This is a genomic window from Bacillus sp. FSL K6-0138, assembly GCF_037982765.1.
Classification (GTDB): Bacteria; Bacillota; Bacilli; order Bacillales; family Bacillaceae; genus Bacillus; species Bacillus glycinifermentans.
In genome coordinates, this window is record NZ_CP150286.1 from 1,204,451 (window position 1) to 1,226,123 (window position 21,673).

Annotated in this window: 21 protein-coding genes, 1 pseudogene and 1 riboswitch; of the genes and pseudogenes, 13 read left to right on the top strand and 9 right to left on the bottom strand. The window is 45.5% G+C overall.

All coding sequences use genetic code 11. The annotated features are described in order from the left end of the window. The first annotated feature begins 220 nt into the window (after positions 1-220). On the top strand, positions 221-2,119 hold the full coding sequence (gene asnB, locus MHB78_RS06690) for an asparagine synthase (glutamine-hydrolyzing) (RefSeq protein ID WP_046131342.1): 1,899 nt from the start codon (positions 221-223) through the stop codon (positions 2,117-2,119). Positions 2,120-2,155: 36 nt separating this feature from the next. On the opposite strand, the gene MHB78_RS06695 is transcribed toward asnB, so the two are convergent. The 5 genes and pseudogenes from MHB78_RS06695 to MHB78_RS06715 form a co-directional block, all read right to left on the bottom strand. After that, the gene (locus MHB78_RS06695) at positions 2,156-3,586 is read right to left on the bottom strand and encodes an IS1182 family transposase (protein WP_065894240.1); all 1,431 of its coding nucleotides are present in this window, start codon (positions 3,584-3,586) and stop codon (positions 2,156-2,158) included. Between the two features lie 225 nt (positions 3,587-3,811). Next, on the bottom strand, positions 3,812-5,164 hold the full coding sequence (locus tag MHB78_RS06700) for an IS1182 family transposase (RefSeq protein WP_046131917.1): 1,353 nt from the start codon (positions 5,162-5,164) through the stop codon (positions 3,812-3,814). Between the two features lie 138 nt (positions 5,165-5,302). Then, positions 5,303-6,440, bottom strand: a pseudogene (locus MHB78_RS06705) (glycosyltransferase family 1 protein). Positions 6,441-6,498: 58 nt separating this feature from the next. Then, positions 6,499-7,011 (bottom strand): phosphatase PAP2 family protein, encoded by a 513-nt coding sequence (locus MHB78_RS06710; RefSeq protein WP_046129342.1) that lies wholly within the window; start codon positions 7,009-7,011, stop codon positions 6,499-6,501. Between the two features lie 194 nt (positions 7,012-7,205). Continuing rightward, a complete protein-coding gene (locus MHB78_RS06715; RefSeq protein WP_046129340.1) occupies positions 7,206-7,724 on the bottom strand; it encodes a gamma carbonic anhydrase family protein in 519 nt (172 codons plus the stop codon). A 54-nt stretch (positions 7,725-7,778) separates the two neighbouring features. Here MHB78_RS06715 and MHB78_RS06720 point away from each other — a divergent pair, with 54 nt between their 5' ends. Both MHB78_RS06720 and MHB78_RS06725 read left to right on the top strand, forming a co-directional pair. After that, positions 7,779-8,564: an alpha/beta hydrolase gene (locus MHB78_RS06720; protein WP_046129339.1), complete on the top strand. Its 786-nt coding sequence runs from the start codon at positions 7,779-7,781 to the stop codon at positions 8,562-8,564. 14 nt (positions 8,565-8,578) lie between these two features. Beyond that, positions 8,579-9,658, top strand: coding sequence for a tetraprenyl-beta-curcumene synthase family protein (locus tag MHB78_RS06725; protein WP_046129338.1), 1,080 nt, complete (start codon positions 8,579-8,581; stop codon positions 9,656-9,658). Positions 9,659-9,697: 39 nt separating this feature from the next. Here MHB78_RS06725 and gltP read toward each other — a convergent pair whose 3' ends face one another. The 3 genes from gltP to MHB78_RS06740 form a co-directional block, all read right to left on the bottom strand. Next, on the bottom strand, positions 9,698-10,948 hold the full coding sequence (gene gltP, locus MHB78_RS06730) for a glutamate-aspartate/proton symporter GltP (RefSeq protein ID WP_046129337.1): 1,251 nt from the start codon (positions 10,946-10,948) through the stop codon (positions 9,698-9,700). A gap of 184 nt (positions 10,949-11,132) precedes the next feature. Then, entirely contained in the window at positions 11,133-11,717 is a 585-nt protein-coding gene (locus MHB78_RS06735; protein ID WP_046129336.1) for a class I SAM-dependent methyltransferase, read from the bottom strand. Further along, complete coding sequence (locus MHB78_RS06740) at positions 11,714-12,682, bottom strand: TIGR01212 family radical SAM protein (protein WP_046129335.1); 969 nt, start codon at positions 12,680-12,682, stop codon at positions 11,714-11,716. The genes MHB78_RS06735 and MHB78_RS06740 overlap by 4 nt, the downstream gene beginning before the upstream one ends. A 154-nt stretch (positions 12,683-12,836) precedes the next feature. Between MHB78_RS06740 and MHB78_RS06745 the strand changes: the two genes are divergently transcribed. The 7 genes from MHB78_RS06745 to MHB78_RS06775 all read left to right on the top strand — a co-directional run bounded on the left by MHB78_RS06745 (position 12,837) and on the right by MHB78_RS06775 (position 17,692). Further along, positions 12,837-13,115 (top strand): YtzC family protein, encoded by a 279-nt coding sequence (locus MHB78_RS06745; RefSeq protein WP_046129334.1) that lies wholly within the window; start codon positions 12,837-12,839, stop codon positions 13,113-13,115. A gap of 114 nt (positions 13,116-13,229) precedes the next feature. Continuing rightward, positions 13,230-13,370 carry a hypothetical protein gene (locus tag MHB78_RS06750; protein ID WP_164918173.1) on the top strand — a complete coding sequence of 47 codons (141 nt, stop codon included), beginning with the start codon at positions 13,230-13,232 and terminating at the stop codon, positions 13,368-13,370. A gap of 47 nt (positions 13,371-13,417) precedes the next feature. Continuing rightward, positions 13,418-13,810 (top strand): GntR family transcriptional regulator, encoded by a 393-nt coding sequence (locus MHB78_RS06755; protein ID WP_046129333.1) that lies wholly within the window; start codon positions 13,418-13,420, stop codon positions 13,808-13,810. Next, positions 13,803-14,681 carry an ABC transporter ATP-binding protein gene (locus tag MHB78_RS06760; protein ID WP_046129332.1) on the top strand — a complete coding sequence of 293 codons (879 nt, stop codon included), beginning with the start codon at positions 13,803-13,805 and terminating at the stop codon, positions 14,679-14,681. Before MHB78_RS06755 ends, MHB78_RS06760 begins: the two co-directional genes overlap by 8 nt. Next, a complete protein-coding gene (locus MHB78_RS06765; protein ID WP_046129331.1) occupies positions 14,675-15,649 on the top strand; it encodes a permease in 975 nt (324 codons plus the stop codon). Before MHB78_RS06760 ends, MHB78_RS06765 begins: the two co-directional genes overlap by 7 nt. A 23-nt stretch (positions 15,650-15,672) precedes the next feature. Further along, positions 15,673-16,371 (top strand): ABC transporter ATP-binding protein, encoded by a 699-nt coding sequence (locus MHB78_RS06770; protein ID WP_046129330.1) that lies wholly within the window; start codon positions 15,673-15,675, stop codon positions 16,369-16,371. Next, on the top strand, positions 16,361-17,692 hold the full coding sequence (locus MHB78_RS06775; RefSeq protein WP_046129329.1) for an ABC transporter permease: 1,332 nt from the start codon (positions 16,361-16,363) through the stop codon (positions 17,690-17,692). The genes MHB78_RS06770 and MHB78_RS06775 overlap by 11 nt, the downstream gene beginning before the upstream one ends. A 28-nt stretch (positions 17,693-17,720) precedes the next feature. On the opposite strand, the gene MHB78_RS06780 is transcribed toward MHB78_RS06775, so the two are convergent. Continuing rightward, positions 17,721-18,401: a hypothetical protein gene (locus MHB78_RS06780; protein ID WP_046129328.1), complete on the bottom strand. Its 681-nt coding sequence runs from the start codon at positions 18,399-18,401 to the stop codon at positions 17,721-17,723. A 104-nt stretch (positions 18,402-18,505) separates the two neighbouring features. Continuing rightward, positions 18,506-18,611: riboswitch (SAM riboswitch) on the top strand. Positions 18,612-18,666: 55 nt separating this feature from the next. On the opposite strand from MHB78_RS06780, the gene MHB78_RS06785 reads away from it, so the two are divergent. From MHB78_RS06785 to MHB78_RS06795, 3 genes are all read left to right on the top strand, one after another. Continuing rightward, positions 18,667-19,488, top strand: coding sequence for a MetQ/NlpA family ABC transporter substrate-binding protein (locus tag MHB78_RS06785; RefSeq protein ID WP_046129327.1), 822 nt, complete (start codon positions 18,667-18,669; stop codon positions 19,486-19,488). Between the two features lie 324 nt (positions 19,489-19,812). Next, on the top strand, positions 19,813-20,253 hold the full coding sequence (locus MHB78_RS06790; protein ID WP_046129325.1) for a hypothetical protein: 441 nt from the start codon (positions 19,813-19,815) through the stop codon (positions 20,251-20,253). Positions 20,254-20,409: 156 nt separating this feature from the next. After that, on the top strand, positions 20,410-21,579 hold the full coding sequence (locus MHB78_RS06795; RefSeq protein WP_046129324.1) for an MFS transporter: 1,170 nt from the start codon (positions 20,410-20,412) through the stop codon (positions 21,577-21,579). Positions 21,580-21,673: the final 94 nt, after the last annotated feature.

Genomic DNA, 21,673 nt, shown 5'->3' on the forward strand with positions numbered 1-21,673 from the left:
TCGCATAGCCGCTTACACAAGCGGCTTTGTTTTTGATGGCAAAAATAAGCGGGTTTTGAAACTTGAAAAATATCCAGATTGACTATCGTTTTTTGTTAGAAAACAAGGATTCTAATGTGAACATTTTTCAGGTTTTTTGAAACGTTTTTCTTTAAACACATGTCTAATAAAGCAGCAGATACAGTCTGCTTCGAAATCTTAAACAATCGGAGGCAATACTATGTGTGGATTTGTAGGGGTATTCAATCATCGCCCATCATCCGAGACAGCAGCCCAGGAAGAATTAATTAAGCAAATGAACGAAATGATTGTACACCGCGGTCCGGACGATGATGGGTATTATCATGATGAACATGTAGGCTTCGGATTTAGAAGACTGAGCATCATCGATGTGGAAAACGGGGGACAGCCTCTGTCATATGAAGATGATTCATACTGGATTATTTTTAACGGAGAAATCTATAACTATATAGAGCTTAAGGAAGAACTGATCTCAAAAGGCTATGAATTTAAGACTGATTCCGATACGGAAGTTCTTCTTGCGACATACCGCCATTACAAACAAGAAGCGGCAGCAAAGCTGCGGGGAATGTTCGCATTTTTGATCTGGGATAAACAAGAGCAGCTTCTGTACGGCGCGCGCGATCCGTTTGGAATCAAACCGCTCTATTTTACGAAAACGGACGGACATGTCTACTTCGCATCAGAGAGAAAAAGCCTGATGCCTGTCAGCGCCGATGTGGAATTTAATGAAAAGGCGCTTCAGCAGTATGCTTCATTCCAATTTGTTCCTGAACCTGAAACGCTTGATCAAAAGGTGCAGAAAGTGGAGCCGGGCCAGCAGTTTACGATCCGGCCGAATGAAGACATTCAATTTAAAACGTACTGGAAAGTCCAATTTAAGCCTGTGCAGACGGACGAGGACAAGCTTGTCCAAGAGGTAAGGGACGCCATTTTTGATTCCGTGAAAGTACATATGAGAAGCGACGTGCCTGTCGGTTCATTCCTTTCAGGCGGTATCGATTCTTCCTTTATCGTGTCCGTTGCCAAGCAATTTCATCCAAATTTAAAAACGTTCTCGGTCGGTTTTGAACATGAAGGCTTCAGTGAAGTCGACGTGGCGAAAGAGACCGCCGAAAAGCTCGGTCTGGAAAACTTCAGCACGGTCATTTCGCCTGAAGAGTACATGAACGAGCTTCCGAAGATCGTCTGGCATTTGGATGACCCGCTTGCAGATCCTGCGGCGATTCCTTTGTATTTTGTCGCTAAGGAAGCGAAAAAACAAGTGACGGTCGTCTTGTCCGGAGAAGGGGCTGATGAGCTTTTCGGCGGATATAACATTTACCGCGAGCCTCTGTCATTAAAGCCGTTCGAACGGATTCCGTCTCCTTTGAAAAAGATGCTTCTCTATGTGGCGTCCGCGATGCCTGAGGGCATGAAAGGGAAAAGCTTCTTAATGAGGGGATGCACGCCTCTTGAAGAGAGATATATCGGCAATGCGAAGATTTTCGAAGAAGGCATGAAATCGAAGCTTCTTCGCCAATATGACGAACATATCACATACCGTGATGTGACAAAGCCGTTTTTTGAAGAAAGCAAGTCTTACAGCGACATCAATAAAATGCAGTATGTCGACATTCATACGTGGCTGCGCGGCGATATTTTGCTGAAAGCCGATAAAATGACGATGGCCAATTCCCTTGAACTCCGGGTTCCGTTCTTGGATAAAGTCGTCTTTGAAGCGGCTTCCAAAATTCCGGAAGAGCTCAAAACGAAAAACGGCACGACAAAGTATCTGCTTAGAAAAGCGGCTGAAGGCATCGTTCCTGAACACGTGCTAAACCGCAAAAAGCTGGGCTTCCCTGTGCCGATCCGCCACTGGCTGAAAAATGAAATGCATGACTGGGCCGTTGGCATTATTAAAGAGAGTCAAACAGATGCATATATTCATAAAGATTATGTGCTGCAGCTTCTTGAAGACCATTGCGCCAACAAAGCGGACAACAGCCGCAAAATCTGGACAGTCCTCATCTTCATGATCTGGCACAGCATTTTCGTTGAAAAGCGCTTTGTGCCTGAAGAGCTGAACCATCAGCCGAAGGAAGTCATTATCGTATAAGCATAAGAAAAAGGTTTTCGATTTATCGAAAACCTTTCAGACCGTTGACAAAACAGGTCGGATTTTTAAAATCCGACCTGTTTTTGTCCATTTTATTCTATTATTTCGATCAGAAGGCTGGCGGTTAGGACCTTTCCAGGTCCAATTCGCCAGCTTTTTCAGATTCATGGCAGCGAAAACAAGCATCGCCTGCATGGACAATTTTTTCTTTCCCCGTAGGGTTGTCCAGCGCAGGCCATGCTTATGTTTTAAATCGGCAAAAACTCGTTCGATCGTCTCTTTACGTTTGGCATAGATTTGTTTATTCTCTTCCGTATGCCGAAGATGATCAGCTTCGTCTAAATGATCCTGCCAGATATGTCTGTGAATCATCTTTCGATGATCTCTACTTTCTGTACATGTATGTAGTAATGGACATGGTTTACATCGTTTTGGATCTGAAGCATACTCTCGATAACCTTGCCGATTGGTTGTGCGATAGGAGAGAATATGGTCTTGCGGGCAGATATAGACATCATAAAATTCATCGTAAACATACTCGTGTTTTCTCATGAATCCTTTTTTGGTTTGCGGACGCGTGTAAGGCATAACAGGGCGAACGTTTTCTTCATGAAGAAATTTTGCGATAACCGGTGTTTTGTATCCGGCATCAACTGCGACCGTATGAGGCTTGGCAACGCGCTCTTTTACTTGTTGAAACAGCGACGCGAACACTTGGCTGTCATGGATATTGGCAGGCTCAACAACCGTTCCCAGCACAAATCCGTTCCGATCACAAGCTGTATGAAATCCATAGGCAAAAAGACGTTCTCGTTCGCCTTTGACAAAATATCCGCTCTCAGGATCAGTTGTACTTTCCTTTACTTCTCGTTCCTCTAAGCATCGCCTGGGCTTTAAGGGCTTTTTTCCGTTCGCTTCGCGATCGGCATTAATTTCTTGATCTAGCTGCTCCTGATAAGCTCTTGTTTCTTTTCTTACGATCTTTTTCACAAACTTTTTCTTATTGGCATTCGCTTTGACATGTGTGCTGTCGATGAAGGCGACCGAAGGATCGACGAGGCCGAGATCCATGGCTTGACGTAAAATCTTATAGAAGATTGTTTCAAATAGGTCTGTGTCATGAAAGCGACGTTCATAGTTTTTACTGAAGGTTGAAAAATGAGGGATTTTTTCAGAGAATCCATATCCAATAAACCAGCGATAGGCTACATCAGTTTCGATTCGCTTAATGGTTTCGCGCATGGAGCGATGACCAAACACGTATTGAATGAGCACCATTTTAATCAGTACAACAGGATCAATACTTGGACGCCCTTTTGAAGAATAAAGAGGGGCAACTTTTTCATAAATAAATGAAAAATCAATGGCTTCTTCCATCTTCCTGACCAAATGGTCTTCAGGTACAAGCTCACTTAAGGCAAAGACTTCAAGCTGTTCACGCTGATCTTTAGAGTGTTTGGTCAACATGGTAAAACCTCCAAAAATAGATTCCACACACATTTTAACAAAAAAAGCTTGTCGATCAAGCCACTTTTTTTGTGACTTTGTCGACAAGCTGAGGTTTTCGATTTATCGAAAACCTTTTTCTCAGCTTGTAGAGAAAAACATGTTTTTTCCTACAAGCTTTTTTATTTCATAAAATTTCTTGTTCATTTTTTAATCTTTATAAAAGGAAAAAGCCCTCCCACACACTTAGCCAAGCTTGGCTAAGTGTGTGGCAATCTTCTTCATATTCTGGCAAGCGGCGGTGAGGAGAACTTGTTCGCTCACATTTTGTTTTCCCCTCAACCGGCAGTAGCGAAGCCCATGCAGCTGTTTTGAATCTGCAAAGCTCCGCTCTATTTTTTCTTTTCTTTTTTTGTAGAGGATTTTTCCGGAGTCGGACAAACGATTTTGCCTGACCTTTTCTTTATGGTCCTCCCATATGTGTCTTGAGACGACCTTCTGGTGGTTTTTCGATCTTGTACAGTTTTCAAGCAGAGGGCATGAGACACACTTTTCAGGGTTGGACTTATAAAATCTGTTGCCTTTTCGATCTGTTGTTGAGTATAAGAGTGTTTGTCCGTTCGGACAAATGTACTGATTTTTTTCACGGTCATAATGAAACTTCCACTTCGGAAACAAACCTTTTGTAGGATGAAAGCGTCTATGAGCAATAACGCCAAAAATTCGACGGTCGGACAGTCCTTTACAGATTGGAGTTGTCAGATAGCCAGAATCAAGAGCGACGGCTTCAACTTGAAAACCAAATCGTGCGATTTGGTGGTCTAATCGATCGAGATAAGGCGCAGAATCATGGACATTACCGGGCGTTACATAGGCATCGGTGATGATATTGAATTTCATATCCGTTGTTCGGTGATCTAAATAGAAAAAACCTTCAGGTTTGTTTTCACGGTAAAGATAGCCGCTTTCGGGATCAGTTGTACTATGACGAATTTCCTTTTTAGTTTTCACCTCCTCTTTGGCTTTTAAAGGCTTTTTTCCGCGTGCTTCCCGATCTTCTTGGACGGCTTTATCCAAGTCCTTTATATAGTTTTGTGTATCCTGCTCAATCGTTTTTCGCGTATATTTATGCTTATTGGCATTGGCTTTGAGGTGAGTTGAATCTGTGAAAAGGACACGGCCTCCTACCATATCATGATTAATGGCCTGAAGAACGATCTCATCGAAAATGTCTTGAAAAATGGTCGTATCTTTAAAGCGTGTACGTCTATTCCAACTGATGGTTGAATGGTGAGGAACTGGATCGTTGATGTTTAACCCTAAAAACCATCGGTAAGCCATATTATAGTAAATTTCTTTTTCGAGCTGTCTTTCTGAACGGATACCGTAAAGGTATCCGATAAACATCATTTTGAATAAAATCAACGGATCAAGTGAGGGGCGGCCTTTATTTTCGCTGTAGTAAGGTTTAACCTTTTCAATGATAAAAGAGAAATCGATGTACTTGTCAATTTTACGAAGCAGGTGATCCTCTTCAACAAGCTGATCAAGCAATACAAATTCAGCTTCGTTCTGGGAAGAATTCCTTGTGTAGAACATGAACAGACACCGTCCTTTTAGAAGGCTTTTCTTTATTATAAAATGGTGAAATGGATAATTTAAGGGAAAAATGAAAAAGGCTGTCGATTTTCTCGACAGCCTGAAGGTTTTCGATTTATCGAAAACCTTTTTCTTTTTTTAAGCCGTCCTTTCTCCGGAACATTCGGCTAGTACGCCTTCGCATTCGGAGAGGAGCCTTTCAAAAATGGCGTCCCACGATTGTGTGAGCGCATAGCTCCGCGCTTCTTCTCCCATCCGTTTTTTCAATCCGTCGTTTGATAGGATTTTTAAAATGTATGCGGCAAAGGCTTCAGGGTTTTTCGGCTCTGCAAGAAACCCGTTCTTTCCGTGCTGAATGAAGTCTTTCAGGCCGCCGGAGTCTGCCCCGACCACCGGCGTTCCGCACGCGAGCGCTTCAAGAGCCGCATTTCCGAACGTTTCCGTCGGAGAAGGAAACACAAACAAGTCTGAGCTTGCATAAATGCTTGTGAGCTCTTCGCCTTTGACATAGCCGGCAAAGGTCATGTTGGCGGGAGCGCGTTTTTCAAGTTCTTTTTTTTTAATGGGCCGTCTCCGGCGATCAGCCAATGAACATCCTTTTGCAATGTTGGGTGGTCTGCAGTCATAAGCAGCGTCTCAAGGTCTTTTTCAGGTGCGAGCCTGCCGACATAGCTGAGCAAATATTTTTCCTTTATTCCATACTGCTCCCGCACCTTTTCGGTGCAAAATGCCGGATTGAATAAAGAGCAGTCGACGCCGCGCTTCCAAATGGACAGATTTCTGAACTGCCTCATCTTTAGCTGCCGCAGTGTTTCGTGCGAAGGAACAAAGATTTTTTGAAAAGATTTATGAAACCAATGCATATACTTCCATAAAAGCTTGGAAAACATGTGAAGGTCATAATAGGCGAGGTACTGGTCAAAGTCAGTATGATACGAACCTACCAGGGGGATATTCGATTTTTCGCGTATTTCAGCCCCGCCAGGCCGATGTTGAACGGGGTCGCGATATGGATGAGGTCAGGCCTGAATTCACGAAGCTCTGCTTTCATTTGGATGAGATTGGGGAGTGCGAGCCGGCATTCGGGGTAAAGGAAGAACGGCAAGCTTGCAAAACGGCGGATGCTGCTTGAAAACTGTGTTTCGTGCGTGCTTTCCGGTGCAAACACTTTATACGGAATTCCTTTTTTCTCCAGATAATCTGTATACCTCTTTAACGTTCTGGCGCAGCCGTTGACATCGGGCGTAAAGGTGTCGGTAAAAATCGCAATTTTCATCGTTTCCCCTCCTGATGGTTGGTTTTTAACATTTGGCTGAATCTGGAAGAAACGGTTCTCACATGATCATACATGACATGATTCCGGCTGAGACGCCAAGCACCATGCCGGCCAGCACGTCTGACGGATAGTGAAGGCCCAGATAGATTCTTGAGAGGCCGACTGTGATTCCGGCTGGGATTAATAAAAGCGCCAGTATCGGAAAGAATACGATTACCGGTGTAATTACAGAAAATACGGCTGTCGTATGTCCGGATGGAAAGGAATGATCCTTCAACGGATTGTTCAGCACCTTTGCCTGTTTCAGCGTCATATACGGGCGCTTTCTCGGATAAAGCTTTTTGATGAGCACGACCTGCAGATGGCTGACGAGGAGCGCAAGTGCAGAGGCGGCTCCGGCAAGGCGAATATTTCCTTCGCCGAACACGATCAGTAGAAGCGAAGCGAAAATGGTACAAAAAGCTCCCCCTAAATGGGTAGAAGAGCGAAAATAACGATTTAATGCTTTTTGATGGAACAAGCTGTTCATACCGAGGAAAATTCTGCATTCAAAGTTGTACATGCCGATCATCAGTTTATTCAGCGTAATAACCCCCTTAGGCGAATGGTAGCTCGCTTTTATTGTAAAAAATGAATGTTTAGCAAATGATAAGTATTTGTAAAGATTTCGGAAACGAAAAAAAGCCGCTGGCGCTAAGGCTGCAGACGGCAGAAAAAGGTTTTTGCTTAATTTATGGCGAAAAAAATGGTAAAGTTGTAGCAAAGCTAGTCTTTTTGTTGAAGGGACTTGTAGTATTGTCCTTTTTCAATGTATTCTTTGCGTATTCTTTCCATATCCTGTTTGTCACTGTCGGTTAACGGACGAATGACTTTGGCGGGCCTGCCGAAAGCAAGGTGAAACGGCGGGATCTTTTTCCCGGGCGGGACAAGGCTTCCAGCGCCGATAAAAGCGCCTTCGCCGATCTCGGCTTCGTCGAGGATAATCGATCCCATTCCGATAAGGGCATGCTTTCGTATTACTGCGCTATGCAATGTGACCTGATGGCCGACCGTCACGCCATCCTCGATCAAGAGGGGGCGGTTCGGGCTTTGATGCAGACAAGAAAGGTCTTGAATATTGACGCCTTTTCCTATCCGGACCGGTGCAACATCCCCGCGGATGACGGAGGAAAACCAGATGCTTGAGTGCTCTCCGATCGTAACATCTCCGGTGATGCACGCGTTGTCGGCGATAAACGCCGTTTTATGAATGAGCGGTTCGGTATCTTTATAAGGGTAAATCATGAGTTCCATCCTTTCATTTACGTGTTTTAAAAATATAGCGCGAGGTGGTCAAGCATGTTTTGCGTGGAAGCGGAAAGACCTGTTGCTTCAATCGTCATTGTCCATGGGGCCTGTGAGCATCACGGGCGGTATAAATGGCTGTCCGAAATGTGGCGTTCATCCGGATACCATGTCGTCATGGACGATCTGCCCGGACAGGGCACATCGACAAGAGCAAGAGGGCATATACGCTCGTTTCAAGAATATATTGATGAAGTAGACAAATGGATTGACAAGGCAAAATCGTTCCGGCTGCCGGTATTTCTCCTCGGGCACAGCATGGGCGGACTCGTCGCAATTGAGTGGTTCAAGCAGCACGAAAATGCCATTAACGGTCTCATTTTATCATCCCCTTGTCTCGGGCTGCAATTAAAGCTAAAACCGAACAAATTGATGGACGTGCTCTCCAAAGGGCTGAATGTCGTAGCTCCGTCCCTTTCGTTCGAATCAGGCATTACGCCCGACAAAGCGACGAGAAATAAAGAACTCATCGAAATGGCCGACAATGATCCGTTGTATTTTACAAAAGTTTCCGTCAGATGGTATCAAGAGCTATTAAAAGCAATGAAAAGCGCGCTGGAGCCGGCTGACGCGTTTCTCAACACCCCTTTGCTAGTCATGCAGGCTGGCACAGATTTGATCGTCGATAAAAAAATGACAGTCAAATGGTTTGATCAGCTTGCATCGCGAAATAAGGCATACAGGGAATGGGAGGGCTTGTATCACGAGATCTTTAATGAGCCTGAACGAGAGGACGTTTTTAAAGCGGCAAAAGCGTTTGCAGATCAATATATCACGTAATGGAGGTGCATTCTTTGTCAGTACCGGAGCATCCGTTAGGGTTAATGGCAAAAGTATACAGAGAGGTTTTTCCGCTCGTCCATCAGGAATTAGACAAATGGCGGACGAAGGCAGAAAACATTGAAAACTCTGAGCTGAAAATGCAGGCGTTGGCAAGCATCAGGCAAAAAACCTTTCACTGTGAAGGAGGCGGCATATTGGCGCTTCTTTCAGGAGAGAAGATCAGGCAGTCGATCCGGTTTATTACCGCCTATCAGACGATAAGCGACTACCTTGATAACTTATGCGACCGCAGCACTTCGCTTGATCCGGACGATTTCGCCATGCTTCACCAATCGATGAAAGACGCGCTGACTGTCGGCGCGGAGCTGAAAAACTATTACCGGTTCAGGGAAGATCAAGAAGACTGCGGCTATTTGCACGAGCTGGTCAAAACATGCCAGGACGTTCTGGCCGATATCGAAAACTACGGCTTGATCAAAGAGCACCTGCTTGAGCTTTGCAGCTATTACTGCGACCTGCAAGTCCATAAACACGTCATTGAACACGAACGCGTGCCGCGGCTTGAGGCCTGGTTCGACAAATACAAATCCGCTTTGCCTGAAATGGAATGGTATGAATTTTCAGCGTGTGCAGGCTCGACGCTCGGCATTTTTTGTTTAGTATCGTATTCCGTCCGGCCGGACTTTACAGAAGCGATGGCCGGAAAAATACGCGACAGCTATTTTCCGTACATACAGGGATTGCACATTTTGCTTGATTATTTGATCGACCAAGAGGAAGATTTGATCGGCGGAGACTTGAACTTTTGCACCTATTATTCGTCACATTCTGAAATGATGGAAAGGCTTGAGCATTTTATCGAAATGGCGGATGAGCATTTGCGCGGCATCCCGCATGAAAATTTTCACCGCCTGATCAACAGGGGCCTGTTGGGCGTTTATTTGTCAGATGACAAAGTAGCGGGCCAGAAGGAAATCGGCCGGCTTGCGAAAAAATTGATCAAAGCGAGCGGCAAAACGTCTTTCTTTTTCTATATTAACGGCAGGGCATACCGCAAAATTCAAAAAATGCCTTGGATGAAAAGCTCGTAATAAAAAGCTCAAACCGGTCATCGGTTTGAGCTTTAATGTTTATAGGCTTTCTGTCCGATATTGTTTTTCAAGCACAAAGCGCTCATTATACCGGAAGCTTTTTTCCCATTTTGATACAACAATGCAGGCAACGGCATGACCTGGGACGTTAACGCCTGTTCTCGCCATGTCCATGACGCGGTCTACGCCTGCGATAATCGCCACTCCTTCAGCGGGAAGGCCGACTGCGTTAGCGGTTGCCAGAAGGACGACGAGCGATCCCGATGGCACGGCGGCGATCCCTTTGCTTGTCATCACAAGCACAAGCATCATGAGCAATTGCTGCGATATGCTCATGTCTATATTGAATGCCTGCGCCAAAAAGATACAGGCGACCGATAAATACAGACTGGAGCCGTCACAATTCAGCGACAAGCCTGAAGGAACCACGAAGGAAACGACCCGTTTCGGACAGCCGTATTTCTCCATGCGGTCCATCAGCTGCGGCAGCACCGTTTCCGTGCTTGTCGTGGAAAACGCGATCAAAAACAAATCCCAAATCATTTTCAGGACTTCGAAATATTTAATTTTAAAAATAAGACTGACGAGCGGAAACAGCACAAAAAGAACGATAAACAGTCCAAGAAAGACGGTGCCGACCAATTTTAACATAGGAAGCAGAAGCTCGATGCCGTATTGGCCGACAGATGCGGCCATAAGGGCAAGCACGCCGATAGGGGCTGTCACCATTACCATCTGTGTCAGCTTGAACATGATATTGGCAACAGACTCAAAAAATGTCATGACAGGTTCTGAGGCTTTGCCGATCCCGGCAGCTGCGACGCCGAACAGTATCGCAAAGAAGATCACGGCAAGCAGATCGTTTCTGGCCATGACGTCAACGATGTTGGTAGGAATAATATCGAGGATCATTTGTTTAAGATCGACTACTTTTTCCGTGTAGCCCGAGAGCTCGTCGATATCTTTTTTGGCCAAATGGGAGAGGTCAAGGCCGATGCCGGGCTTTAGGACATTGGCCAACAGCAGCCCGAGTCCGAGCACGATGGTCGTGATCACTTCAAACCAAATAATCGTCTTGATGCCGAGGCTGCCCATTTTTTTCATGCTTCCGCTTCCGGCCGCACCGATGACGATTGTAGAAAAGACGATCGGAACGACGATCATTTTGATCAGGCGGATAAATCCGTCTCCGACGGGGCGCAGCGCCATTCCGAAATCAGGGAAAAAGTGTCCGATCACTGCTCCAATGGCGAGTGCGATCAAAATTTGATAAGCGATAAATTTTTTCAAGCGAATCCCTCCGTATTTTTACGTGTGATTTCAACAATTTCGTGACAAAGAGCAAAACCACCTCCATTTTTTTAATATTTTTTTTGGAAAATTCCGAAATAAAAAGTGTTTCATATTTTATTTTGATATCGCTTACATTATGTTTGAATGAAAAAAATCCTCCAAACGGAGGATTTTCAGGCTATCACTTTTGAACCGCTTTTTTCTTTTCGATTGCAATGATAAACGGCGGATCGTTTCGCTGGTTCAAATATTGGTAGCAGAGGACCCGGGCCGTATCCTGGTCGAGCGATGCGCAAAATTCGAGCAGGGCGTCCTTTTCCCGCTTTCCTTCGGGATGGCCGTGGTAGACGACCAGCACGATCAGGCCCTCATCTTTCAGGATGTTGAGCAGCTGTTTGATGCTGGCGATGGTCGACACGCTTTTTGTCGTCACCGATTTGTCTCCTCCCGGAAGATACCCGAGGTTAAACACGGCTGCCGCCACCTTGCCTGAGACGTCGTCAGGAAGCGAAGCGATAAGTTCATCATGGCTTTTTTGAATCAGTGTCACCCGGTCTTTATACTCGACTCCAAGCCTTTCGGCCGTGTTCAAAAGAGCCGCTTCTTGAATGTCAAAGGCATAGACATGGCCGCTCTCCCCGACCAGCTCGGCCAAAAAGAATGTGTCATGACCGTTTCCCATTGTCGCATCAATGACGATGTCGCCTTCCCCGGCGGCAGTTTTCAGCAATTCTTTTGCATATGGAAGGATTTTCTTCAGTTTCATGACATGGCTTCCTCTTTCGTTTTTTTGTACCATTTTCCTTGATAGCTGCCGCGTTTTTCAAGCTCGCCGTTAATGGCGTTTAACACTTCCCATTTGTTGACGCTCCACATCGGCCCGACCATTAATTCGATGGGGCCGTCGCCTGTAATTCTGTGGATGATCATTTCCGGCGGCAAAATTTCAAGCTGGTCGCAGACGAGCTTGACATACTCATCCTGGGAAAGAAACGCCAGCTTGCCTTTCTCATACTGCTTCACCATCGGTGTTCCCTTTAAGAGGTGAAGCAAGTGGATTTTGATTCCCTGTACGTCTAAATCGGCAACGGCTTTTGCCGTCTCCATCATCATATCGTAGTTCTCGAGCGGCAAGCCGTTAATGATATGGGAACAGACCCTGATGCCGTGTTTTCTCAGCTTGTTTACGCCTTCGACGTAACATTCGTAATCATGGGCCCGATTAATTAAAGCGGCTGTCCGTTCATGAACGGTCTGCAGGCCGAGCTCCACCCAAAGGTATGTCCGTTCGTTCAGCTCGGCAAGGTATTCGACGACATCATCGGGCAGACAGTCAGGACGCGTCGCAATCGAGAGTCCGACAACCCCGTCAAGGCCGAGGACGGTTTCATACTTTTCACGGAGAACGTCGACAGGTGCGTGCGTATTCGTAAAAGCCTGGAAATAGGCCATATATTTGCCGTCTTTCCATTTTTCATGCATTCTGTCCCGGATTTCATGAAATTGGGTGATGAGATCGTCTGCGCGATTTCCCGCAAAATCGCCGCTTCCGGCCGCACTGCAAAACGTGCATCCCCCGTGTGCGACCGTGCCGTCGCGATTCGGGCAGTCAAACCCGCCGTCAAGGGCAACCTTGAAGACCTTGTGTCCGAAATGATTTCTTAAGTGATAATTCCATGTATGATATCGTTTTTCGCTGTTCGTATACGGAAAAGGGTTGTTCTGATGCAAATCAGGCTCCTCCTTGTAGTAGATGGCATCCTAAAATTGTAGCAAATAATGCGGATGAGAACAAATCCATTTCTCCATTATTTTCTTTATTGATCATGGGCGGATAGGGCAAAACTAAACGCGATGGAATTTTTCCATTAAGGAGGGGTTTTCTTTGGCTACAAGACAATCCGTCGGAGAACACATCCAAAGAAGCGATGATGCTTACGATTATGCTTTGACTCAATTTGAAACTGCGAGCAAGCAGGAACATTACAATGAGACAGAGTACAGCAATGCGCAGCTGATGCTTGAAAATGCAGTCAACGATTTAAATAAACTCTCACTGTTTGCCAATCCACAGCAAAGGGAGGAAATTTACCGCAAAAGGCTTCAGCTGCAAGCCCTTCAAAATAATATGATCCTCGAGAGATCGTATGAAAGGCCCTTTTAAAGGGTCTTTTTTTTCTGGGAAAATTGTTGACAAATCATTTGTGTATAATTATTGTATTAAGTGTACTACATCGAGTAATACAATTCATACACAAGTTGAAAGGAGCTTTCTTTCATGAGTGATAAACATAAAAAAGCACAGAAGCCAATGGTTGTACTGGCGTTTATCATCGCCTGCTCTTTCTTGTTTGTTCTTGCAACGCTTGGTTTTATGCTTCAGGAAAATATGGGGAGCGCGTTTTTTCTGAAGATTTAAAGAGGCCCCATGAATTGAAGAGATTGAATGAGAAAGAAGGGAGATAGATGATCCAAATCGATCCGAGAAGCTCGACTCCGATTTATGAGCAGATTATTCAGCAGATGAAAGAGCTTTGTTTAAAAGGAATAATGAAACCCGGAGATAAGCTTCCTTCTGTCCGAGAGCTTGCGACGATCATCATTGCAAATCCGAATACGGTAAGCAAAGCCTATAAAGAACTTGAGCGCGAAGGGATTATCGAAACGTTGCGTGGAAGAGGGACATACATTTCAGAAAACGCGAAAGTCACGCTTGATGAAGGGAAGATCACGATGATGAAAGAGCAGTTAAAACAGCTGATCATCGATGCACACTACGCCGGAATCGACATTCAGAAGCTATATGAATGGATCGCGGAAATCAGCGAAGAGGTGAAAGGAGGCGCGGCAGATGATTGAGTTAAAGCATGTATCAAAAACGATCGATGGTAAAGAAGTGCTCAAAGACGTTTCTTTAAAACTCGAAGAAGGAGAAATATTCGGATTGCTCGGCAGAAACGGTTCGGGAAAAACGACGCTCCTTCGCCTTATCCAGCAGATTCTTCTTCCAGACGAGGGAGACATTTTATTCGACAGCATTAAAATCAAGGATCACCCGTTGGTAAAGCGAAACATCATGTACATGCCGGTGCAAAATCCTTTTTTTGAGAAATACAGCTACAAACAGCTCGTTGCGATTTTGCGCGGCATATATCCGGACTTTGATGTTACATATGCAAACGAATTAATGAACCGCTACGGGATTTCTGAAACTAAAAAATACCGGGAATTGTCGACAGGATTGAAAAAGCAAATGTCGCTCATTTTGTCATTTGCCATCCGCCCTGCCGTCATTTTGCTTGATGAGCCGACAGACGGCATCGATGCGGTCACAAGGCATGACGTCCTTCAGCTGATGGTCGATGAAGTGGCCGAACACAATACGACCATTCTGATCACATCCCACAGGCTCGAAGATATAGAGCGGATGTGCAACCGGATCGGCTTTCTCGAAGACAATACGCTGTCAAACGTCATGGACCTTGACGATCTGAAAGAAGACTTCATCAAGATTCAAATGGCGTTTGAAGAAGACGTCAATGTAAAGATCAGGGAGAGAGACATACCTGTTTTAGACCATACAGGCGTGTTTTATACAGTGCTCATTCCGAAAGGAGACGATGTAAGCAGGCAGTTTCTCAAAAGCCTGTCTCCTAAGGTGTGGAACGAGCTTCCTGTCAGCCTTGAGGAAGTATTCATCGCGAAGTTTGGAGGGAAGCGAAGATGGTAGACCGCGGATTGCTTTATAAAGAGTGGAAGCAGCATCAATGGCTCTTTTTAATCGTCTTTGCCGCCATTATGCTCAGCGAGCCGCTTACAATATTGAACGGTTATTTATCTTATCAGGGGTGTCTGGAGGATCAAAAAGCCTTTAAAGATTTACAGTGCGAGTTTGTCATAGAATATCCAACCGGAACATTTGTCCAGATGTTTTGGATAGGGGGAGTCATCCTTGCACTCAGCCAGTTGGGCTTTGAACGGAGCAAAGGAACGCTCGATTTCACATTAAGTCTTCCTTATAAGCGGGTCACGGTTTTTCAGACAAAGTTTGTGTTTGGCGCATCTGTTCTTTTGTCAGCGCAATTATTATCGTACTTACTCTCATACTTGATGGTCACCGTGCTGAAGCCGGAGGTGCATAATTTTCACGTCCTTTTTATAGGCGCCATGTTTTTCAGTTTTATGGTTTATTCTTTGGTGATGGCGGCCGGGACGATGACAGGCAACATATTGGGGCAGCTGGTCGTTGCTTTTTCGGCGTCTATTCTGCCGTATTTGCTCATCGGGCTTCCGATATCCAATATTCAGGTTATTCTCCGTTTTTTCGGAATAGTTGACAGCGGTGTTTTTATGGATTCGGACTTTTTAGGTTATATCACACCGATTATATACCTCGATCATTTCGGCATTTTGGATGAAAACAGGCTGGTTATGTTCATTCCGCTTATTATGGGCGTTCTGTTTTATGTGATTGGCTATTTCTGTTTTTTGAAACAGCCGGTTGAGAGAAACGGACACTTTTTCTTATGGAGGCAGATGGAGAGACCGATTCAGATTCTCGTCATCTTATTCGGCATCTTCGGTTTTGGCCTGGCCGCTTCAGAAAACATTATAAGCTACATCATAGGGATGATCATCGGCTCAGTTGTCGGATTTTTGCTCAGCTACTTCTTGATTTTCAAAAAAACGAGACTGTAAACCGCGGAGAGGAGATAGAGAAAATGATTACCATAGAACATATTCACCACTCATTCAAAATCGGAAAAAAAGGAAGGGAAAACGAAATCAAAGTATTGAAGGACGTCTCGCTTACCGTCCAAAAAGGAGAAATCGCCTGTATCGTCGGGCGGAGCGGTTCAGGGAAATCGACGCTGTTAAACCTGATTTCCGGCTATATTGGGCCGACAGAAGGAAAGATCATGATCGGCGGTACGGATGTGACGGGATTCAGCGAAAAAGAGTGGGCGGAGTTTCGCCTTGAACATTTCGGTTTTATCTTTCAAAGCTTTCAGCTGATTCCGAGTCTGACGACGTTTGAAAACGTCGAGCTGCCCCTTACATTAAAAGGCGTTCGTCCGGCGGAGCGCAAGCAAAGGGTGAATGACATGCTGCGCCGCGTCGGCCTTGAAAACCATGCAGGCCATTATCCGAACGAGCTTTCCGGAGGACAGCAGCAGCGCGTCAGCATCGCGCGGGCGCTGATTTTAAACCCGTCGATCATTTTGGCGGACGAGCCGACGGGAAGCCTTGATTCCGAAACAGAGCAGGAAATCCTCGGATTCATCAAGCAGCTGAACAGAGAAAGAGGCATCACGTTCATTATTATTACCCACGATGACGAGGTGGCGTCGATCGCAGATACGAAATTCCGTTTATTTGACGGGGTGTTGGAGAAAGGGGAAGAGACCGTTGAAGTTTAAGGACCAGCTGAAATTCATCAGAAGAAACATGAAGAAAAACCGCCTCAGGGTGTTTATGACAATATTGGCGACAACGGTGGCCTGCGCGTTTTTAATCGTGCTCGCCTCCGTCGGCTTCGGGCTGCAAAAGTCGATGACCGAGCAGCTGATGAAAGATCAGATTGTCACGAAAATCGATGTCGCAGGAAAAGAAGGGCAAGGCGACAAGCCTGTTCAAAAGAAAGACTTAAAAGACTTTGAGAAACGCGGCGATGTAGCAGCCGTTATTGAACGTACAAGAGTGATGGCGCCTGTAGAAGCCAAATTTGGCAATCGGACCAATGAGCAAATCGGTTATTTGATGCTTACCGATATGGCGGCAGAGCAAAAAGCGAACATCAAACTGGACCGCGGACGCGTGGCGAAATCGCCGAATGAAATCGTCGTCGGCTATCATTTCGGCAAGATGCTGTGGACGAAAAAAGAAGCGAAAGAATATCAAAAGCAGCAAGAAAACAATCCAGATGACATAAAAGAACCTAAAGGATATGAAAAAGATATTCTCGGCAAGACGATAGAATTAAAGATTGAGAAGGTAGATGAAAAGACAGGAGAAAAAAGCAAGGAAAAAACGTATGACTTTAAGGTTGTCGGGGTAATGGAAAAGCCTTCTTACGATTGGGTGAGCGATTCCAGCGTCTATGTCAGCAATGACATGCAGAAAGGGATTACCGATTTTCTGAAAGCGGATAAAGACAGCGGTGATATAGAAAAAGAACTGACAGTCTATGCGGACAACTTTGAACATGTCGATCAGCTCACGAAAGATATGGAAGACAAAGGCTTCTTCGTCGATTCTGTCACGAAAAAGCTGGACAGCGTCAACCTGCTTTTTATGGCTTTTAAAATCGGACTGATTTTCGTCGGGGTAATCGCCGTATTGATTTCTGCGATCGGCATTTTCAACACGATGACAATGGCCGTCACGGAGCGGACCCAGGAGATCGGAATTATGAAAGCGATCGGTGCGAGTCCGAACGTCATCCGCAAAATGTTTTTAATGGAAAGCGCCTATATCGGCTTCATCGGATCTGTATTCGGCGTTATCATCTCATACGGTGTCAGCTTCCTGGTGAACAAGCTTCTCCCCGTGATTTTGTCATCGGTTTCCCAAGGCGAAGGGAGCGCACAGGATTTCAGCATCACGTTCTCCTATATTCCGGTGAGCCTTGTCATCATTGCGACTGTCATCAGTATGGGGGTTGCAATTCTGTCAGGATTGAATCCGGCCGTCAAAGCGACGAGAACGAACGTGCTGACTGCGTTAAGAAGAGAATTATAGAAAGAAAGCCGGCAGCGCGCCGGCTTTTTTAACGTTTTGGCGGTCTGTATCCCGCGTCTTGTGCTTCCTGTTCAGAACAAAACCATTGGACGACGTTTTTCGTGCGGTCATAGTATGTACTTCTAGGCGTATGATAAATTTTGTTGACGCTTCCCTTAATGTTGCACTCCTGACTGTGCTCTGCGGTCTTTTTGGAAGAGCCTGAGCTTTTATTCTGCCCGGCTGAAGCAGCTTCTGTTTGCTTATCTGCCTGGGCCTGCTTCGTTTTTGCGCTGTTCTTTTGGACGCCTGCCAGTTTTTTCTCTGCTGATTTCTTATCTTTCGCGAGCTTGTCCTTTTCTTTGAGCAGGTTCTCATTTTCTTTTTTTAACGTTTCGTTCTCCGTTTTTACGGATGCCAATGTTTCATTCGTTTCTTGAATCCGCTCTTTTAATGATTTGATTTCGTTTGAAAGAGACGTTTTCTCAGACGTCAATTCTTTGATTTGAGCCGTCTGTTCTTTCGTTTCGTTTTCCCCGGCGTATGTTTTCTGATCCGTATAAGGTGATGTCGCAGCGCAAAGGAGAAAACCGCCTATCAGAAAGGGATAAAAGATTTTTTTGGAGAATCGTTTGTCAGGCGAAAAGAACTTTTTTCTGATCAAATGAAAAACAGCATAGCCGAGCGAAAAAATGATGGAAAAAAATCCGATTGCATAGAAAAATTCCATTTTTGGGTCTCCTTTCTTCTTGTATTCATATTTTAACTCATTAAGTTGAAAAAGTTCTTGCAAATCTCAATATTCATACGTAGAATGAAGGGAATCAAATATGTAACTTATGAAGAGAGATGGAGGGACTGGCCCTGTGAAATCTCAGCAACCTGCATAAGCAAGGTGCTAAATCCAGCAGAATGTCAGACGCATTCTGAAAGATAAGTGATCGACTCTTTCAGGCGGACTGGAAGAGTTTTTTTATGTTGAGGAGGAGATTGGAATGAAGAAATGGACAAAATTGTGGGGAACACTTGCATTGGCGGGAACACTTGCCCTTCTTGCCGCATGCGGAAACAGCGCGGCAAACGGAAGCAAGGCGATTAAAATCGGTGCAACCGCAGGCCCTTATTACGATATGGTCACAAAAGCGATTAAGCCTGAGCTTGAGAAAAAAGGCTATCAAGTGGATGTCGTTCAATTTACAGATTATGTGCAGCCGAATACGGCATTGACGGAAGGCGAGCTTGACGCCAATTTGTTTCAGCATGAAGTCTTTATGAAAGCTTACAATAAGGAAAACAACAAAGATCTCGCCGCTCTGATTTCGGTGCCGACCGCACCGATGGGTCTGTACTCATCCAAGTATAAATCGCTAAAAGAGGTCAAGGCGGGGGCACAAGTAGCTATACCGAATGATCCGGCTAACGCTGCCAGGGCGTTTTTAACGCTTAAGGATCAAGGATTGATCAAGCTGAAGGACGGCATCGATACATTGAAAGCTTCTGAACGCGATATCACGGACAATCCGAAAAAGCTGACGTTTAAGCAGCTCGAATCCGCCAACCTGCCAAGGGCGGTTGAAGATCTTGACATCGCCGCCGTACCGGGCAATTTCGCCCTGTCTGCCAGCATGAAGTTGCAGGATGCCCTTGCGCTTGAAAACATGCCTGACCGCTACCGCAACCAAATCGTTGTCGACGGAAAAAACAAAGATAAACCATTCGCCAAAGATTTAAAAGAAGCGGTCAAATCGGAGGCTTTCGAAAAAACGATCGACAAAGAATTCGCCGGATTCGGAAAGCCGAAATGGATGACCGAATAGCGGCATGCGAACATACAGCTTCTAACGGCAACGTAGATGCCGCTGTGCCGGTTTCTAATCTCAAGACATACATGTCATCGGACAGCCTCAGGGAGCCGGCATCTTGCCGGCTTTTTTTCGTTCTTCGCTTTCTGTTCCATAGGACGACGTTTTCCAGGGGAGCGGGAGAACCGCCGAAAAACAGATTGCATATAAAACGAAGTGCGAAATCGCCGATAGAAAAAAGGAAAGCTGAAATTCCGATTATTATGATCGATTCAATATGGACCGGTTCTCCCGAATCTGCGAACTTTTTCCGCTTTTTTATGATAGGAGGCGTTTGACGTGATAAAATTTTCGGCCTTAACAGGCGCGCTTGGGGTGGCAGGAGTGATTACGCTCATCATTTCATGTGCAAACGGAACAGAAAGCGGCAGCCGGACGATTAAAATCGGTTCTGCTGAAGAACAGTATTTTGATATTCAGTCCGCAAAAACGGCTGGATTTGCGGCATTCTTTCAGCCGAATCGCGGGGAAAAGCCTTACGCCGGTCAGTTTCAAAACGGGGTGTTTGCGGAATTTCAAAATAAGAAACATGACAAAAAAACCGGCTGTTTTATGGGGGAGCCGGGTTCGCCAATGGACGTAAGAAACGGGGCTGAACGTCCGCCGGCATTCGAACAGCCAGGAACTGTAAAACATCCGCGGGACGGGAGCGGTGCTGAGCCGGACAGGATAAAAATCCACGATGGCCCGGACCCTGAATACAAACCCCGCCCCATCTAAGCAGCGGAGATTAAAGTATTTTTCTGAATATTATAAAAAATACCCTTTCTAAAAAGGGGTTTTTTTATGAAGGAAAACCGAATTCCCTCCATTGAAAAAAATGGCCAAAACGAATAGAATCTAGAAGGAACGAAAATCAGAAAGAAGGAAAACACAGTGCCGCGTACGTTATGGATGCTGATCATCGGGATGTTTATCAATGTAACGGGGTCTTCTTTTTTGTGGCCTTTGAACACTATCTATATTCACGACCATTTAGGGAAATCGTTAACCGCAGCCGGATTTGTATTGATGCTCAACTCCGGAGCCAATGTCATCGGAAATTTATGCGGCGGTTATTTGTTTGATAAAATCGGCGGTTTCAAATCCGTCATTATCGGAATCGTGATCACGTTTGTCAGCCTTTCCGCCCTCGTGTTTTTTCATGGCTGGACGGCTTATATCCTCTTGTTGACAGCTGTCGGATTCGGGTCGGGTGTTGTGTTTCCGGCATGCTACGCAATGGCCGGAGCGGTTTGGCCCGAAGGCGGCAGAAAGGCTTTTAATGCCGTGTATGTAGCGCAAAATGCCGGGGTCGCTGTCGGTTCCGCGCTTGGGGGAGTCGTTGCATCATTTTCATTCGCTTACGTCTTTTTTGCGAATGCGATGCTTTATGCCGTTTTTTTCGCGATTGCATGTTTTGGATTCAGACATATCCGCACAGAACGTGCAGTACAGTCATCCGTTGTAGATCATGCTGCCGGCGCAAGCGGAAAATCAAGATTTTCAGCCCTCATGCTCGTATGTACGGGCTATCTTCTCGGCTGGGTCGCTTATTCCCAATGGTCTTCAACGATCGCTTCACATACGCAGGATCTCGGCATATCGCTCGGGCAGTACAGTCTGCTATGGACGGTCAACGGTGCGCTCATCGTCCTGGGTCAGCCGCTTACCGGAATGTTTGTCCACAGATTCGCCAGTTCGCTAAAAAAACAAATCGTGAGCGGATTCATCATTTTTATGTTTGCTTACGGCATGCTGTTTGCCGCTGAATCTTTCCGGGTTTTCCTCGGCGCGATGATCGTGCTGACGCTCGGGGAAATGCTCGTCTGGCCGGCTGTTCCGACGATCGCAAACCGCCTCGCACCGCGGGGGAAAGAAGGGTTTTACCAAGGCTTCGTCAACAGCATGGCGACAGGAGGAAGAATGATCGGGCCGCTGTTCGGCGGAATGATCGTTGATTTTTTCAGCATGCAGGCATTATTGGCTGTTCTGCTCGTTTTGCTGATGATCAGCATAGGAACAGCATATTTATATGGCCGAAAGGAAAAGCAGCTCTCTGTTTGATATAGAAAAAATAGGTAATTGTAATTATGTGAAAATGAATCGAAGGAATCAAGATTATTACCTAGTTCTTCACATATAATGGAAGAAACAAGCT